This is a genomic window from Micromonospora sp. A200, assembly GCF_029893845.1.
Lineage (GTDB): Bacteria > Actinomycetota > Actinomycetes > Mycobacteriales > Micromonosporaceae > Micromonospora > Micromonospora purpureochromogenes.
The window spans coordinates 46,518-63,222 of the sequence record NZ_JARXXY010000038.1; the positions used below are offsets into that span (position 1 = coordinate 46,518).

The 16,705-nt window shown below is 73.3% G+C and carries 16 protein-coding genes; 12 read left to right on the forward strand and 4 right to left on the reverse strand.

The window, feature by feature from the left end:
- Nucleotides 1–17 precede the first annotated feature (17 nt).
- Both M2302_RS27610 and M2302_RS27615 read left to right on the forward strand, forming a co-directional pair.
- Nucleotides 18–662 carry an HAD-IA family hydrolase gene (locus tag M2302_RS27610; RefSeq protein WP_280840744.1) on the forward strand — a complete coding sequence of 215 codons (645 nt, stop codon included), beginning with the start codon at nt 18–20 and terminating at the stop codon, nt 660–662.
- A 185-nt stretch (nt 663–847) separates the two neighbouring features.
- Complete coding sequence (locus M2302_RS27615; RefSeq protein WP_280840745.1) at nt 848–1,777, forward strand: RIO1 family regulatory kinase/ATPase; 930 nt, start codon at nt 848–850, stop codon at nt 1,775–1,777.
- An 82-nt stretch (nt 1,778–1,859) separates the two neighbouring features.
- Here the strand turns inward: M2302_RS27615 and M2302_RS27620 are convergent, their stop codons facing one another.
- Nucleotides 1,860–2,108 carry a DUF2630 family protein gene (locus tag M2302_RS27620; RefSeq protein ID WP_210776296.1) on the reverse strand — a complete coding sequence of 83 codons (249 nt, stop codon included), beginning with the start codon at nt 2,106–2,108 and terminating at the stop codon, nt 1,860–1,862.
- 85 nt (nt 2,109–2,193) lie between these two features.
- Between M2302_RS27620 and M2302_RS27625 the strand changes: the two genes are divergently transcribed.
- The 8 genes from M2302_RS27625 to M2302_RS27660 all read left to right on the forward strand — a co-directional run bounded on the left by M2302_RS27625 (nt 2,194) and on the right by M2302_RS27660 (nt 11,315).
- Entirely contained in the window at nt 2,194–3,114 is a 921-nt protein-coding gene (locus M2302_RS27625) for a GNAT family N-acetyltransferase (RefSeq protein WP_280840747.1), read from the forward strand.
- A gap of 181 nt (nt 3,115–3,295) precedes the next feature.
- A complete protein-coding gene (locus tag M2302_RS27630; RefSeq protein ID WP_280840748.1) occupies nt 3,296–4,678 on the forward strand; it encodes a cytochrome P450 in 1,383 nt (460 codons plus the stop codon).
- Nucleotides 4,679–4,683: 5 nt separating this feature from the next.
- Nucleotides 4,684–5,586, forward strand: coding sequence for a terpene synthase family protein (locus tag M2302_RS27635; protein ID WP_280840749.1), 903 nt, complete (start codon nt 4,684–4,686; stop codon nt 5,584–5,586).
- The gene (locus M2302_RS27640) at nt 5,583–7,196 is read left to right on the forward strand and encodes a prenyltransferase/squalene oxidase repeat-containing protein (RefSeq protein ID WP_280840750.1); all 1,614 of its coding nucleotides are present in this window, start codon (nt 5,583–5,585) and stop codon (nt 7,194–7,196) included. The genes M2302_RS27635 and M2302_RS27640 overlap by 4 nt, the downstream gene beginning before the upstream one ends.
- A 91-nt stretch (nt 7,197–7,287) precedes the next feature.
- The gene (locus M2302_RS27645; RefSeq protein WP_280840751.1) at nt 7,288–9,834 is read left to right on the forward strand and encodes a nitrate- and nitrite sensing domain-containing protein; all 2,547 of its coding nucleotides are present in this window, start codon (nt 7,288–7,290) and stop codon (nt 9,832–9,834) included.
- 86 nt (nt 9,835–9,920) lie between these two features.
- Nucleotides 9,921–10,343, forward strand: coding sequence for a roadblock/LC7 domain-containing protein (locus M2302_RS27650; protein WP_088961283.1), 423 nt, complete (start codon nt 9,921–9,923; stop codon nt 10,341–10,343).
- Between the two features lie 5 nt (nt 10,344–10,348).
- Complete coding sequence (locus M2302_RS27655) at nt 10,349–10,732, forward strand: DUF742 domain-containing protein (protein ID WP_210776301.1); 384 nt, start codon at nt 10,349–10,351, stop codon at nt 10,730–10,732.
- The gene (locus M2302_RS27660; RefSeq protein ID WP_210776302.1) at nt 10,713–11,315 is read left to right on the forward strand and encodes an ATP/GTP-binding protein; all 603 of its coding nucleotides are present in this window, start codon (nt 10,713–10,715) and stop codon (nt 11,313–11,315) included. Before M2302_RS27655 ends, M2302_RS27660 begins: the two co-directional genes overlap by 20 nt.
- Nucleotides 11,316–11,802: 487 nt before the next feature.
- Here the strand turns inward: M2302_RS27660 and M2302_RS27665 are convergent, their stop codons facing one another.
- The 3 genes from M2302_RS27665 to M2302_RS27675 form a co-directional block, all read right to left on the reverse strand.
- Nucleotides 11,803–12,177 carry a type II toxin-antitoxin system VapC family toxin gene (locus M2302_RS27665; RefSeq protein ID WP_280840752.1) on the reverse strand — a complete coding sequence of 125 codons (375 nt, stop codon included), beginning with the start codon at nt 12,175–12,177 and terminating at the stop codon, nt 11,803–11,805.
- Complete coding sequence (locus tag M2302_RS27670; RefSeq protein WP_280840753.1) at nt 12,174–12,419, reverse strand: type II toxin-antitoxin system prevent-host-death family antitoxin; 246 nt, start codon at nt 12,417–12,419, stop codon at nt 12,174–12,176. Before M2302_RS27670 ends, M2302_RS27665 begins: the two co-directional genes overlap by 4 nt.
- A gap of 120 nt (nt 12,420–12,539) precedes the next feature.
- Complete coding sequence (locus tag M2302_RS27675) at nt 12,540–15,392, reverse strand: aconitate hydratase (protein WP_280840754.1); 2,853 nt, start codon at nt 15,390–15,392, stop codon at nt 12,540–12,542.
- A 160-nt stretch (nt 15,393–15,552) separates the two neighbouring features.
- On the opposite strand from M2302_RS27675, the gene M2302_RS27680 reads away from it, so the two are divergent.
- The gene (locus M2302_RS27680) at nt 15,553–15,912 is read left to right on the forward strand and encodes a VOC family protein (protein ID WP_280840755.1); all 360 of its coding nucleotides are present in this window, start codon (nt 15,553–15,555) and stop codon (nt 15,910–15,912) included.
- 120 nt (nt 15,913–16,032) lie between these two features.
- Nucleotides 16,033–16,689, forward strand: a complete 657-nt coding sequence (locus M2302_RS27685) for a DedA family protein (protein ID WP_280840756.1) — start codon at nt 16,033–16,035, stop codon at nt 16,687–16,689.
- Nucleotides 16,690–16,705 lie beyond the last annotated feature (16 nt).

A 16,705-nucleotide genomic window follows, 5' to 3' on the forward strand; every position in this document is an offset into this window, starting at 1 on the left:
TCCCGTAAGGTGCCCGCGTGCCGCTGCTCCTGCTCGACCTGGACAACACCCTGCTCGAACGGGCGGGTCCGTTCCGCGCCTGGGGTGAGCGGTTCCTGGACAGCATCGGCGCGCCCCACACCGACATCGACTGGCTGCTCTCCATCGACGCCGACGGGCTCACCGACCGGTGGGACGTCGCCGACGCCATCCGCGACCGGTACGCGCTGCGCATCCCCTCCATCGACCTGGTCGAGGAGCTGCACGACGGGGTGGTGGCGAACACCCGCCTCGATCCGCTGGTCGCCTGCGCGCTGCGGATCGCCGACGACGCCGGCTGGGTGCCGGTGGTGGTCACCAACGGCTCGGTCCGCCAGCAGGACGCCAAGATCCGGGGGACCGGGCTGGACCGGTACGTCGCCGACTGGGTGATCTCGGAGGAGGCCGGGGTCAGCAAGCCCAATCCGCGGATCTTCGCGCTGGCCGCCCAGCGGGCCCGGATGCCGCTGCGCGGGGCGTGGGTGGTGGGGGACAGCCCGGAGGCGGACATCGGCGGGGCCGCCGCCGTCGGCCTGCCCAGCGTCTGGCTGCACCGGGGGCGTACCTGGCCGGACAACCGGTTCGCCCCGACCCGCACCGTCGACTCGCTGATCGCGGCCGTCGCCACGGTGCTCGCCGGCTGAGGCACGGCGGCCCGGGCGGGGTCCGGTAATTCGGTTGCCGCCGGATCGGGCGTCGGTTCAGCATGGTCCCGCGCGGGTGCGCAGCCGGGTCGAGCCCGGTCGAGGAGAAGGAGGTCGGTCATGGCCGTCTTTGCAGGGTCGTTCCACCTGCCTCCATCAGCCTCGATCAAGGGATCACCACTTCCGTGCGCGAACACGACCTCCCGGCGCCGCAGCGCCGTGGCCGCGGCAAGAGCCGCTTCGACGACGACGAACCACACTTCCTGAAGCACGGCCGGCACGCCGAGCCGGCCCTCGTCGAGCCCGACGACGAGCCCGAACCCGAGGACCGCTGGTCCTCCTGGGACGAGGCCGTCCACGGCCCCGAACCCCACCCCGAGTGGCTGGTCACCGAACTGGCCGCCCGGGACACCGAGCTCGGGGTGCTCAAGACCGGCAAGGAGGCGGACGTCCACCTCGTCCGCCGCGCGGTGCCGGACACCGACCGGTCCTGCCTGCTGGCGGTCAAGCGCTACCGGGACGCCCAGCACCGGCTTTTCCACCGCGATGCCGGCTACCTGGAGGGGCGCCGGGTGCGGCGGTCCCGGGAGAACCGGGCGATGGCCGGGCGTACCGCGTTCGGCCGGCAGATGATCGCCGGGCAGTGGGCCGCGGCCGAGTTCGCCGCCCTCAGCCGGCTCTGGGAGATCGGCGCGGACTCCGGGCGGATCGCCGTGCCCTACCCGGTGCAGTTGATCGGCACCGAGCTGATGCTGGAGTTCGTTGGCGACGCCGACGAGGGCGCGGCGGCGCCCCGGCTGGCCCAGCTGCGCCCCGAGGCGGGCGAGCTGCGCTCGCTGTGGGAGCAGATGGTGGACGCGCTGGTCGTGCTGGCCCGCGCCGGGTACGCCCACGGCGACCTGTCGCCGTACAACCTGCTGGTGCACCGGGGGCGTCTCGTCATGATCGACCTGCCGCAGGTGGTCGACGTGGTGGCCAACCCGCAGGGGCCGGAGTTCCTGGCCCGGGACGTGAAGGTGGTGGGCGCCTGGTTCGCCGCGCGGGGGCTGCCGGCGGCCGAGGTGGACCCGGCCGAGCTGACCGGTCTGCTGCTGCGCGAGGCGGGCATCCGCTGATCCGGGTACGCCCCGGACGGTCCGTGGACCGTCCGGGGCGTACCCGCCTCGCCCGCCGGGCATCGCCGCCCGGCGGGCCGTTCTACTGGAGGTAGCGCTCGACCGCCGGGATCGGCCGCTCACCCTGGGCGTCCGGGTCGCCGTGCGCGCTCCGGGCCGCCCGGCGGCGGCGCAGCAGGTCCCAGCACTGGTCCAGGGACTCCTCCAACGCGCGCAGCCGCTCGCGCGCCTCGTCGTCGGTGCCGGACTCGTTGGCCTGCGCCGCGGAGCGCAGCCGGTGCTCCTCGTCGACGAGTTCGGAGATCCGGTTCAGGATGGTGGTGTCGTCCATGCCCCTGAGCCTGGCACAGGGCGCCCCGGCGCGCCCGGATTCGCACCCCCCCGGACGGTGCCGCGTCGGGGTAGGTTCGGCCACCATGGCCCCTGTCGTACGCCCATGGCGATCCGCCGACGTGCCGGCGGTCGCCGAGGTGCTGGCCGCCGCCGCGCCGTACCAGATGATCACCGAGGAGTGGCTGGGTTGGCGCCTCACCGGCGCGCCGGCCGCCGAGCGGTTCGGCGTGCTGGTCGCCGAGAGCGCCGGGAGAGTGGTCGGCGAGGCGCGGACCGGGCTGCTGCACGAGAGCGCGGATCCGGGGCTGGGCTTCGCCAACATCTCCGTGCACCCGCAGTGGCGCGGCGGGGGTGCGGGCACGGCCCTGCTCGTCGCCGCCGAGCGGCGGCTCGCCGGGCTGGGGGCGCTGGCCGCGTACGCGAAGGTGGCCGACGACCCGGCCAGCACCGGCTTCGCCGAGCGGCGCGGCTACCGGCGCGGACGGCGGGCCGAGTTCCTGCTGCTGGACCTGGCCGAGGCGGAGCTGCCGTCGGCCCCGCCGCTGCCGGCCGGGGTGCGGCTGCTCGCCGCGGCCGAGCTGCCCGACCCGCACCCGCTCTATCTGGCCGACCTCGACGCCTCCCGGGACGAGCCGGGCGAGGTGACGATGGACGAGATCAGCTACGCCGACTGGCGGACCGCCTACTGGGAGCGCCCCGACCTGGACCGGGACCTGACCACGGTGGCCGTCCGGGACGGGGAGGTGCTCGCGTTCGGCTTCGCGCTCACCGACGGCCGGACCCGCTACCGGTCGGGGATGACCGGCACCCGGCGCGGGCACCGGGGCCGGGGGCTGGCCCGCGCGGTCAAGCACCGCTCGCTGAGCCGGGCCCGGGCGGCCGGGCTGCGGTACGCGTACACCAGTAACGACGCCGGTAATGTGCCGATGCTCACGCTGAACCGCGGATTAGGTTACCGGCCGGTGGCTGCGGAGTGGCGCTACCTGCGCGATCTGTCGGGCTAGCGTCCGGTTGGGACCGTGCACAGTGGACGACCTTTGTTGACTGTGAGAATTTCTCCGGACGCAAAATCTGGAAAAGCCTTTTCATCAGTGACATGCTCACCGCAACCGTCACGCGCCATCACCACGGCACCACGCAGCGCGAGGCGGTGCAGCACCGGAGGAGGACCCGTGCAGGTGAGCCATGACTGAATCGACCGCCCCGGTTCACCGCAAGCCGCACGTCGCCACCCTGCGCCACACGTTGCCCAAACTGCTCCGCGACCCGCTGGGCACCCTGGTCGGTCTCGCGGACGCGACGCCCGGGCAGGTCGTCCGGCTGAACCTGGGCACCATCCGGCCGTACCTGGTCACCGAGCCGGCGCACGTCCAGCACGTGCTGCGCGACAACGCCGCGAACTACACCCGGGCCGGCGACAGCATGCTGTGGCGGTCGGTCCGGAAGCTGGGCGGCGACGGGATCCTCTCCGAGGGCCCGAAGTGGGAGGCGAGCCGGCGGCGGCTCCAGCCGCACTTCACCCCCAAGCGGCTCGACGCCGCCGTGGCCGACATGAGCCGGGCGATCAGCGACGCCGTGGACGAGCTGGCCGGCCCGGCGCGCGACGGCACCCCGGTCGACGCGGCCGCCGAGGTCTCCCGGATCATCTGCGCGGCCGTCAGCCGGGTCTTCTTCGGCGCCAAGATCGACACTGCCGACGCCAGACGGGTGGTCGTCGAGCAGAACACCGTGGCGACCGCGCTGCGGTTCCGGCTGCTCGCGCCGTTCCTGCCGGACGCCGTGCCGATGCCCGGCGACCGGGCCTTCCGTCGGGCCGTGCGGAACATCGACGAGATCCTGCTCCCGCTGGTCCGCGCTGAGCGCGCCCGCCCCGAGGGCGGCGACGACATCCTCGCCGCGCTGGCCCGGGCCAGGGACGCCGACGGCAACAAGCTGGACGAGCGGCGGGTCCGCGACGACGTGGTGTCCACCTTCGCCACCACCACCGAGACCACGTACACGGTGCTCACCTGGCTCTTCCCGCTGCTGGAGCAGGTGCCCGACGTCGCCGCCCGGCTCTACGAGGAGATCGACCGGGTGGTCGGCCCCGGCGACGTGGTCACCCGGGAGCAGGTCGGCGAGCTGCGCTACACCCGGATGGTGCTGGACGAGCTGCTCCGCGCCTATCCGTCGGGTTGGCTGGTCCCGCGGACGGCGGTCGCCGACGACGTCATCGGCGGCACCCGGATCTCCGCCGGCGCGACGATCGCCCTCAGCCCCTACGTCACCCAGCGGCTGGCCCGGTTCTGGGACCGCCCGGAGGTCTTCGACCCGGAGCGCTTCGGCCCCGATGCGCCCCGGCGCGCGCACCGGTACGCCTACTTCCCGTTCGGCGGCGGCGCCCACCAGTGCATCGGGCAGTATCTGTTCCAGCTGGAGGCGACGCTGATCCTGGCGACCCTGTTCAGCCGGTTCCGGTACCGGCTCTGCGAGCCCGGGATGCCGGCACCGCAGCTCGCCGCGTCCCTGCGAGCCGGGGGGCCGGTGCCGCTGATGCTCACCCCGCACCGGCAACCGGCCCTGGCCTGACCGCCGTGGCAGCTGACGTACGGGCGGTCGACGAGCTGCGGGAGGCCGCCGAGCACGGACGGATCTGCGCCCTCGCCGCGCACGGCCAGCGGGACCTGCAACGCTGCCTGGCCGCCCACCCGGCCCTCTTCGCTGCCGGCCCCTTCGACGCGGCCCTGGCCAGCAGCGTCGCCCTGGCCATCGCGTTCAGCGCCCCCGAGTGCGACGCCGCCGAGCTGCGGTTGACCAACCGGGCGGTGCTCTGGGGGTTCGCGCTGGACTGGCAGGTGGACCACCTGGCCACCTCGGCCGCCGAAGTCGACCAGCTGGTGCGCCGGCAGCTCGCGGTCGCCGCCGGGGCGCCCGCGACGGCGAACGACCCGCTGGGCCGGTTCCTCGCCGAGTTCCGCGCCGACCTGGCCGCCGCGCCGGCCTTCGCGACGCTGGGCGGGGCGTGGCGGGAGGCGGTGCGCCGGACGCTGGAGGCGATGCGGCGGGAATGGCACTGGCGGACGGCCGGCCGCGACGGCCTGCTGCCGCTGCCGTCGCTCGCCGACTACCTGGCCAACGCCGACAACCTGGCCTGCACCGTGGTGAACGTGGGGCACTGGATCTCCACCGGCGACCCGGACACACCCGACCGGCTCGATCGGCTGGTCGCCGCCAGCGACGCGGTGCAACGCGCCCTGCGGCTGGTCAACGACCTGGCCACCTACAAGCGGGACCTGCGCTGGGGCGACCTCAACGCGATCCTGCTGGTCGAGGACCGGGCCGTCGTCGAGCGGGAGCTGACCGGCCTTCTCGCGCGGGCCACCGAACTCCTCGACGAACTGCGCGTCGACTGCCCCCGGGAGGCGGCCTACCTGACCCGGCAGCTCGGCTACACCAGCGGCTTCTACCGGTCGACCGACTTCTGGGGGGTGGCGTGAGCACGGAGGCTCTGGCCCGGGACGCCGCACCGCCGGAGGATCCCGGGTACGCGATGGCGGCGGGCGAGCTGGTCGCCGGGCTGACCGTCCGTCCGGCGGGCCGTACGTCCGCGTCGCCGTACGAGACCGGTCGGCTGGTCTCCCTGGCGCCCTGGCTGCCGCAGCACGCCGAGCGGATCCGCTTCCTGCTCGCCGGGCAGCGCCCGGACGGCGGCTGGGGCGGGCCGGAGGGCTACGCGCTGGTGCCCACGCTGAGCGCCGTCGAGGCGTTGCTCGCCGCGCTGGAGCGGGACGCCCCCGTCGGCTGGTCCCACGACGGCGTGCGCAACGCCGTGGACCGGGCGCTGCGCCTGCTGTACGACCGGGCGGCCGGCCCGGCGACGTACCCCGTGCCCGACCTGCCGGCCGCGGACCTGATCGTCCCGGCGCTGGTCGAGCGGATCGGCGACCGGCTGGCCGAGCCGCCGGCGGCGCTCGCCGGCCGGCGCGCCGCCGGTCCGCCACCGCTGCCGGCCGGCATGGACTCGCAGCGCCTCGACCGGGTACGCCTGCTCGCCCGGTCCGGCCGTCCGATGCCGCCGAAGCTGTTGCACGCGCTGGAGGTGCTCGGCCCGGCGGTGCGGCGGCTGCCCACCGTGATCCCCACCGGGTCGGGCGCGGTCGGCGCCTCCCCGGCCGCCACCGCCGCCTGGCTCGGCGGCCCCGACGGGAGCCCACCGGCCAGCGTGGACTACCTGCGCCAGGCGATCGCCGGCCACGGGGGCCCGGTGCCCTGCGCCACCCCGATCACCGTCTTCGAACGCTCCTGGGTGCTCGCCACCCTGGCCCGGGTCGGCGTACCCCTGTCGGTGCCGGCCGGGATCCTCGCCGAGCTGCGGGCCGCGCTCGGCCCGGACGGCGCCGCCACCGGGCCGGGCCTGCCCACCGACGCCGACACCACCGCGGTCACCCTGTACGCGCTGGCGCGGCTGGGTCAGCCGGCCGACCCGGCGTGCCTGGCCGGGTACGACACCGGTGAGCACTTCTGCACCTGGCAGGGGGAGAACGGCGCGTCGGTGACCACCAACGCGCACGTGCTGGAGGCGCTGGGCCGGCAACTCGGCGACGGTGGCCCCTGGGCGGCGGGAGTGGTGCGCCGGCTCACCGACTGGCTGCTCGACCGGCAGGAGGCCGACGGCCGGTGGTCCGACCGCTGGCACGCCTCGCCCTACTACGCCACCTGCTGCGCGGTGCTCGCCCTGCGCGATCACGGCGGTCCGTCGGCCCGGCCGGCGGTGGAGCGGGCGGTCGGTTGGGTGCTCGACAGTCAGCAGCCCGACGGCTCCTGGGGGCGCTGGGCCGGCACGGCGGAGGAGACCGCGTACGGCCTGCTGGTGCTCCTGGCGGGGCGGCCCTCGCCCTCGCTCGACGCGGCCGTGGCGGCAGCGGCCGGCCGACTGTCCGTGATGGACGGCGAAGGCGACTGCCCTCCACTGTGGCACGACAAGGACCTGTACCATCCTGGACAGATCGTACGGGCGGCCGTGATCGCCGCGCGCAAGGCGGCGGGCGACCGACTGCGCGGTGGCGCCCATACCCCGACAGACCCCTGGTCTGCACTGCTTGAGTGAACTTCCGGACACTGCTAGCGTGCGCCGGGGCCGGGGTCGCGCTATTCGGCCACATCGAAACGTGAATCAGGACCGGCGAGGGACGGGTGTGATGGGTTCCCGCAGTGCAAGTCTGCGCACCAAGGTTGTGGCCCTGCTGGTCTCGCTGGCCGCGCTCTGGGCTTTCGCGGCCTGGGTGACCCTGCGCGACGGTCTCAACGTGCTCGGCGTGCAGACGCTCGACGCGCAGATCGCCGAGCCGAGTGAGTCGCTGCTCACCGAACTCCAGCGGGAACGCCGGATGTCGGCGGCCTACCTCGGCCGCCCGAGCCAGGAGCAGGCGGAGCAGCTGCGCGAGCAGCGTCGGCGCAGCGAGGAGCGGGCCGCCGACTTCGCCGAGTCGGCCCGCAGCTCGCGGGCCCGGCTCGCCTCCAGCGACGAGCTGGTGGACCGGATCGACGAGGTGGTCACCCGGCTGGACGCCCTGGGTGCGGTGCGGGACGCGGTGGCCATCCGCGCCGTCGACCGGGCCGGCGCCGTCGACTCGTACACGGGGGTGCTCGACTCGCTGTTCCGGGTGTACGCCTCCCTGGGCAAACTGGACGACGAGCAGATCGCCAAGGACACCGCCACGCTCACCCAGCTGGTCCGGGTGCGGGAGCTGATGTCCCAGGAGGACGCCCTCTTCGCCGGGGTGGCCGCCGCCGGCCGGATCAACGACCGGGAGTACGCCCAGTTCGCCCACCTGGTCGGCGCGCAACGGTTCCTCGCCGGCGAGGCGCTGGCCGAGCTGCCCGACGCCGACCGGGAACGCTACCTGCGGATGACCGACGGGCAGTCCTTCGTCCGGCTGCGGTCGATGGAGGACCGGCTGGTCCGGGACGGCCGCCCCAACGCGCCACTGCCCGTGGAGGCCGACGACTGGCAGGCCGCCATCGCCCCGGCACTGCAGGAGCAGGAGGCCACGGTGCTGGCCAGCGGCGACGCGCTGGTCGACCGGGCCACCCCGGTGGCGATCTGGGTGATCGTCCGGATGGTGCTCGCCGCCGGCCTCGGCCTGATCGCCGTCATCGCCTCGGTGATCGTCTCGATCACCACCGCCCGCGCCCTGGTCCGTCAGCTCGAACGGCTGCGCGAGGCCGCCTTCCGGCTGGCCAACGAGCGGCTGCCCGGCGTCGTGGAGCGGCTCGGGCACGGCGAGCAGGTCGACGTCGCCACCGAGGCGCCACCGCTGGAGTTCGGCGACGACGAGATCGGCCAGGTCGGCAAGGCGTTCAACGTGGTGCAGGAGACCGCCGTGCGGACCGCGGTCGAGCAGGCCGAGCTGCGCCGCAACGTCCGCGAGGTCTTCCTCAGCCTGGCCCGGCGCACCCAGGCCCTGGTCCATCGCCAGCTCACCCTGCTCGACGCGATGGAGCGCCGCGAGCAGGACGCGGAGGAGCTGGAGGACCTGTTCCGGGTGGACCACCTGGCCACCCGGATGCGGCGCAACGCCGAGAACCTGATCGTGCTCTCCGGCTCGACCCCGGGCCGCGCCTGGCGACGCAACGTGCCCATGGTGGACGTGGTGCGCGGCGCGGTCGCCGAGGTCGAGGACTACACCCGGGTCAACGTGCTGCCGCTGGGGCCCGTCTCGCTCGCCGGCCGGGCGGTCGGTGACGTGATCCACCTGCTGGCCGAGCTGATCGAGAACGGGCTCTCCTTCTCCCCACCGCACACCTCGGTGGAGGTGCGGGGCCAGCTGGTCGCCAACGGCTTCGCCCTCGAGATCGAGGACCGCGGCCTCGGCATGACCGAGGAGGACCTGGCCGCCGCCAACGAGCGCATCGCGGACCGCTCCGAGCTGAACCTGGCCAACGCCGCCCGGCTGGGCCTCTACGTGGTCAGCCGGCTGACCGAGCGGCACGGGGTGAAGGTGCAGCTCAAGGAGTCCGCGTACGGCGGTACCACCGCCATCGTGCTGATCCCCCTCGACCTGGTGGAGACCGGCCAGGACGCGAACACCTCCGGCGGCTTCCCGGTCGGCACCGGGTCGGCGCCGCCGGTCGCCGCCGGCGAGAGCGCCCCGCCGGCCGGGGCCCCGGCGGCCGACAGCGACACCGCCGCGGACGGCGATCCGGTGGACACTCCGGCGCTGCCGGTCCGGGCCGGGACCCCGCCGTCGCCGTCGCCGTCCACGTCGGGGCTGCCCACCCGGTCCCGGACCGGGGCGACGCAGGGTGCCCTGACCGGTCCCACCGTGCCGACCGGCCTGCCGACCACCGTGGCCCGGCCCGCGATGGTCCCGACGCCGGTCGATGCGGCCGTGCCGGACGCGGCCACCGACGACCGGACGCCGGCCGGCACGGACGACCGGACGCCGGCCGGCACGGACCACCGGACGCCCGCCGGCACGGATGGCCGGGTGACGGATTCCGGCCTGCCGGTGCGGGTACGGCAGGCCAACATCGTGCCGGAACTGCGCGCTGAGCAGGCGGCGGCCGACGACGAGCCCGACGAGCAGGCGGCGCGCCTGCCGGAGCAGGTGCGCAAGATGATGAGCTCCTACCAGACGGGCACCCGGCGTGGCCGGACCGATGCGGCCCGCCTGCTGGGAGGCGCCGCCACCGGGGCGCGGTCCGGCAACGGGGCGGAGAACGGGGACGGTCAGGCGACCTGACGGCGGCGCGAGGAGAAGCGACCGCGCGACGGAGCACGGCAACACCGACGTACGGCGACACCAGCCGGGGGAGAAGAGGACGACGAGTGGGGCAGAAGACGGCTTCGAGTGCCGACCTGACGTGGCTGCTGGACGATCTGGTCGGTCGGGTGAAGCAGGCCGAACACGCCGTGGCGCTCTCCTCCGACGGCCTGCTGATGGCCTCGTCGCGGGGGCTGAGCCGGGACGACGGTGAGCACCTGGCGGCGATGGCGGCCGGGATCCAGAGCCTGGCCCGGGGCGCGGGCAAGCGGTTCGGCGGCGGGCAGGTCCAGCAGACCATCATCGAGATGCAGTCGTCGTTCCTGTTCGTGACGGCGGCCGGGCGCAACGCCTGCCTGGCGGTGCTCGCCGCCGAGGACGCCGACGTCGGTCTGATCGCCTACGAGATGGCGATGCTGGTGACCCGGGTGGGCAAGTTCGTCGCGTCGCCGACCCGGGGGCTCGACCAGCCGGCCGGCGGGAAGTAGCGGCGATGAGGGTCGAGGGCGGTTCCGAGGACAGGTGGGTGGACGACCACGCCGGGCCGGTGGTCCGGCCGTACGCGGTCACCCGCGGCCGGGCCCGCCCGGTCACCGGCACGTTCGACCTCATCTCCCTGGTGACGGCGACCCGCGCGGATGCCGGCGCGGAGTCCGGGCTGGGCCCGGAACACCTGGCGATCGTCGCGCTCTGCCAGCGGATCCAGTCGGTGGCGGAGGTCGCCGCCCATCTGGACCTGCCGGTGGGGACCGTCCGGGTCCTCCTGGGCGACCTGATGGCCCGCGAACTGGTGATGGTGCGGCCGCCGCGCGGCAGCGCCAACCTACCTGACGAGAGCGTCTTCGAGGCGGTGATCAATGGACTACGGGCACTCTGACCGGCCGGCGGGAGCGCCGCCGCTGCCCACCGCGATCAAGATTTTGATCGCCGGCGGCTTCGGCGCGGGCAAGACCACCATGGTCGGCTCGGTGAGCGAGACCAGGCCGCTGCGTACCGAGGAGGTGCTGACCGAGACGGGCATCGGGGTCGACGACCTGTCCGGCGTGGAGGACAAGACCACCACCACGGTGGCGATGGACTTCGGCCGGATCACCATCAGCGACGACCTGGTGCTCTACCTCTTCGGCACCCCCGGCCAGGACCGGTTCTGGTTCGTCTGGGACGAGCTGGCCCTGGGCGCGATCGGGGCGGTGGTGCTGGCGGACACCCGCCGGCTGGCGGACTGCTTCCCCTCGATTGACTACTTCGAGGAGCGGGGTACCCCGTTCGTGGTGGCGGTGAACTGCTTCGAGGACGCCCGGCGCTACCAGCTGCACGAGGTCCAGGCGGCGCTCAACCTGGACCCGGGCGTGCCGGTGCTGCTCTGCGACGCCCGGCAGCGGGAGTCCAGCCGGGACGTGCTGGTCACGCTCATGGAGCACGCCATGAAGACCCGGGAGGCCCGCCGCCGGGAGGGCTGACCCCCGCGACCGACACCGTTTGCGGCGTGTCGCGGTGTCCGGCTACTCGGATACGGCGACACGCCGCATTTCGTGTGCGGCACAGCGCGTGGCCGGGCGGGTGGGACCCGCGTACGTGGCCCGAGAGCGTCGACGGCCCCCGGCGGATCGCCGAGGGCCGTCCGGAGCCGGCGGATCAGCCGCGCTTGGTGGTCTCCACGAACCGCCGCCAGGCGGCCGGTGCGAAGATGAGGGCCGGGCCTGCCGGCCCGCGCCCGAGGTGCGGTGCCGGCGATGTCGTTCTTCTGTCCCGGGCCGCCTCTCCGCAGTTCGTGGCACCGATCATCGTCCGCGTAATTCGCGAGATCTGCGACCGGCACCCGCCCCTACCGGTGGACCTGGATCGAGGGCTACCAGCTCGATTCCCGGGGCCTCGCGACCACCAAGCGTGAGCTGTTCGTGCTGGTCGAGGGGGTGCGCCGCGAGAGCGCGGCCCGCCGCCGTCGAATCAAGCCACCAGAACAGGCACGTCGTACTTTTGAATGTGTGCATCACGCGTCATCAGGGTGAGCCCCTCGCACTGCGCCTGCGCGATCAGCATGCGGTCGAACGGATCGCGGTGGATCGGTGGGAGCCGCCCGGCGGCCACGGCGTGGTCGTGGTGGATGGGCAGCTCCCGCAGGTCCGCGTCCCGTACCTGCTCAGCGAGGTCGACTGGACCCGGGAGTTTCCCCAGTGACTGCTTGATGGCGATCTCCCAGACCGTGACCGGGCTGGCGTAGACCTCGGACTCCTCGTCGATGCGGTCCTTGAGCTCGTCAGAGAGGGTGGGGTCGTCGGTGAGCCACCACAGCACCACGTGGGTGTCCAGCAGCAGCCTCATCCGAAGTCCCGGGCGATCGCCTCGTTCACCTCGTCGGAGTCCCAGTCCGCGGGCAGCGTCACCCGGCCGCGCAGTGATCCCCGCCCACTGCGGCGCCGCGCGCGTAGCGGGATGACCTTGGCGACGGGAGTGCCGGCACGGCTGATGACGATCTCTTCGCCGTGCTCCACCCGCTCGATGATCCGCGACAGGTTCGTCTCGGCGTCATGAATGTTGAACTGTGCCGCAGCCTCACCTGACACCGGACACCTCCCTAGCTGACAGGCTAGCCCGCTGCCGGCTTGAGGGCGAGCACCCGCCAGCGGAGTCGGCGAAGGGCCGCTCCCCGCACTCGCGGGGAGCGGCCCTTCGGCGGTACGAGGTCAGCTCGCGATCATCCGGCGCAGCACGTACTGCAGGATGCCGCCGTGCCGGTAGTAGTCCGCCTCACCCGGGGTGTCGATCCGGACCACGGCGTCGAACTCCACGCCGGTGTCGGTGGTGACCTTCACCGTGCGCGGGGTGTCGCCGTCGTTGAGCGCGGTCACGCCGGTGATGGAGAAGGTCTCCGTGCCGGTGAGGCCGAGCGACTCCGCGGTGGTGTCGACCGGGAACTGCAGCGGCAGCACGCCCATGCCGATCAGGTTGGAGCGGTGGATCCGCTCGTACGACTCGGCGATGACCGCCTTGACGCCGAGCAGCATGGTGCCCTTGGCCGCCCAGTCGCGCGACGAGCCGGAGCCGTACTCCTTGCCGGCCAGGATGACCAGCGGGACGCCCGCCTCCTGGTACGCCATCGAGGCGTCGTAGATCGAGGTCTGCTCGCCGGTCAGGTGGTTGACCGTGAAGCCGCCCTCCACGCCCGGGACCAGCTGGTTGCGCAGCCGGATGTTGGCGAAGGTGCCCCGGATCATCACCTCGTGGTTGCCCCGGCGCGAGCCGTACGAGTTGAACTCGTGGCGCGGCACGCCGTGCTCGGCGAGGTACTTACCGGCGGGGGAGTCGGCCTTGATCGAGCCGGCCGGGGAGATGTGGTCGGTGGTCACCGAGTCACCCAGCTTGGCCAGCACCCGGGCGTCGGCGATGTCGGTGACCGGGCTCGGCTCCTGCCGCATTCCCTCGAAGTACGGGGGCTTGCGGACGTAGGTGGAGTCGTCGGCCCAGGCGAAGGTGTCACCGGTCGGGGTGGGCAGCGACTGCCAGCGCTCGTCGCCAGCGAAGACGTCGGCGTACGCGGCGCTGAAGCCGGTGGCGCCGATCGCCTGGGCGATGACGTCCTGGATCTCGGCGCTGTTCGGCCAGATGTCGCGCAGGAAGACGGGGTTGCCCTCGTTGTCCTCGCCGAGCGGCTCGTTGGCCAGGTCGATGTCCATCGTGCCGGCGAGCGCGTACGCGACCACCAGCGGCGGGGACGCCAGGTAGTTCATCTTGACGTCCGGGTTGATCCGGCCCTCGAAGTTCCGGTTGCCGGAGAGCACCGAGACGACGGCGAGGTCGCCCTCGTTGACCGCGGCGGAGACCTCCTCCGGCAGCGGGCCGGAGTTGCCGATGCAGGTGGTGCAGCCGTAGCCGACCAGGTTGAAGCCGAGCTTGTCCAGGTAGGGCGTGAGGCCGGCGCGGTCGTAGTAGTCCATGACGACCTTGGAACCCGGCGCCAGGGTGGTCTTGACCCACGGCTTGCGGGCCAGGCCCTTGTCGACCGCGTTGCGGGCGAGCAGCGCCGCGCCGATCATCACCTGCGGGTTGGAGGTGTTGGTGCAGGAGGTGATCGCGGCGATCACCACGGCACCGTGGTCCAGCTCGTACTCGACGCCGTCGGCGCTGGTCACCCGGACCGGGTTGGTGGCACGCCCGCCGGCGCCGGCCGCGGCGGTCTCCAGGTCGCGCGGCTCGTCGGCCGGGTCGCTGAACTCGTTGGCCGGCGGGTCGCTGGCCGGGAAGGACTCGGCGCTGGCCTCGTCGGCCGGGCCGTTGGCGCCGCGCGGCAGCTGCTCGCGGGCGACGCCCGGCTTGAGGTCACGCTCACCGGCGGAGTCGTCGGCGACGTAGTCGGTCAGCGCGGAGCGGAACAGCGTCTTGGCGCTGCCCAGCGGCACCCGGTCCTGCGGGCGCTTCGGGCCGGCCAGCGACGGCTCGATGGTGGAGAGGTCCAGCTCCAGCCGCTCGGAGTACTCCGGCTCGCGCTTCGGGTCGTGCCAGAGGCCCTGCTCCTTGGCGTACGCCTCGACGAGCGCGACCTGCTGCGGGTCGCGGCCGGTCAGCTCCAGGTAGCGGACGGTCTCGGCGTCGATCGGGAAGATCGCCACGGTCGAGCCGTACTCCGGGGACATGTTGCCGATGGTGGCCCGGTTGGCCAGCGGCACGGCGCTGACGCCGGGGCCGTAGAACTCGACGAACTTGCCGACCACACCGTGCTTGCGCAGCATCTCGGTGATGGTCAGCACCAGGTCGGTGGCGGTGGTGCCGGCCGGCATCTCGCCGTGCAGCTTGAAGCCGACGACCCGCGGGATCAGCATGCTGACCGGCTGGCCGAGCATCGCGGCCTCGGCCTCGATGCCGCCGACGCCCCAGCCCAGCACGCCCAGGCCGTTGACCATGGTGGTGTGCGAGTCGGTGCCGACCACGGTGTCCGGGTACGCCTGGCCGTTGCGCTCCATGACCGTGCGAGCCAGGTACTCGATGTTGACCTGGTGCACGATGCCGGTGCCCGGCGGGACGACCTTGAACTCGTTGAACGCGGTCTGGCCCCAGCGCAGGAACTGGTAGCGCTCCTTGTTGCGCTCGTACTCCAGCTCGACGTTGCGCGCGAAGGCGTCCTCGCGGCCGAACAGGTCGGCGATGACGGAGTGGTCGATGACCAGCTCGGCCGGGGCGAGCGGGTTGACCTTGGTGGCGTCGCCGCCGAGGTCGCGGACGGCCTCCCGCATGGTGGCCAGGTCCACGACGCAGGGCACGCCGGTGAAGTCCTGCATGAGCACCCGCGCCGGGGTGAACTGGATCTCCACGCTGGGGTTGGCGGTCGGGTCCCAGCCGCCGAGCTGGCGGATGTGGTCGGCGGTGATGTTCGCGCCGTCCTCGGTCCGCAGCAGGTTCTCCAGCAGGACCTTCAAGCTGTAGGGCAGCCGGTCGTGGCCCTTCACCTTGTCAATCCTGAAAATCTCGTAGCTCGCGTCTCCGACGCGTAGCTGGGTCTTCGCACCGAAGGTGTCGAGGCTCGCCACGTCGTACTCCTTCACACCAGCGACCGTGAGTAGTCCTGAGCAGTCTGTCGCACCGGCCGGAGCGCCGCCCAGGTTAGGTGACACTTACCGCCGATTCTCGTCGTCAACAAAACCGTACGTCCGTCTTGCTATTCGCGCAACCTCGTGCCAGGGTTCGGGACGAGGAGGTGCCATCATGATCCATCACGTCCTGCTCGCCTGCCCACGCGGCTCCGAAGAGGCCTCCCGGGCCTTCTACGCCGGCCTGCTCGGCCTGGTCGAGAAGCCCAAACCACCGGCCCTCGCCGCCCGCGGTGGTTGCTGGTTCACCGGGTACGGCGCGGAGCTGCACCTGGGCGTCGAGGACGACTTCCGCCCCGCCCGCAAGGCGCACCCGGCCCTGCTCCGCCCCGACCTCGACGACCTCGCCGCCCGGCTGGCCGCCAGCGGACACCCGGTCACCTGGGGCGACGACGAGCTGCCCGGGATGCGGCGGTTCCACACCGCGGACCCGCACGGCAACCGGCTGGAATTCGTCGCCCCGATCACCGGCTGACCGCCGCCGGTCCGGCCGTCCCGCTCCGACGGGGGTGAGCGGGACGGCCGAGCCGCCGAGCACCCCACCCGGCCGCGGCGGCGCGGGTAGGGTTCGGGGTCGGATCGGAAGGGGTGGCGGGTGGTCGACGTACAGCACTGGCTCTCCGCGCTGCCCCCGGTCGCGGTCTATCTGATCGTCGCCGGGGTGATCGGTGTCGAGAGCATGGGTGTCCCGCTCCCCGGGGAGATCGTGCTGGTCAGCTCCGCCCTGCTGGCCGCCGCCGGGGTGGTCGAGCCGGAGTGGGTGGCCTGCGCCGCGGCGTTCGGCGCCATCGTCGGCGACTCCATCGGGTACGCGGTGGGCCGGCGCGGCGGCCGTCCGCTGCTGGCCCGGTTGGGGCGGCGCTTCCCCCGACACCTCGGCCCCGCGCAGCTCGCCCGGGCCGAGCAGAGCTTCGCCCGGCACGGCGTCTGGGCGGTCTTCTTCGGCCGGTTCGTCGCGCTGCTGCGCATCCTGGCCGGGCCCCTCGCGGGCGCGTTGCATGTGCCGTACCGTCGGTTCCTGGTCGCCAACGCGGCCGGCGGGCTGGTCTGGGCCTTCGGCACGACCTACCTGCTCTACACCGTCGGCCGGGCCGCCGAGCACTGGCTCAAGGACATCTCCTGGGCGGGCCTGGTCCTCGCGGTGCTCGCCGGACTGGGCAGCACCTGGTGGCTACGGCGCCGGGCCCGGCACCTGGACCAGGAGCCAGTGTCGGAGCCGGCCGAGCCGGTCCGGGTTGGCCGCGACGGCTGACCCGCCACCACCAGAG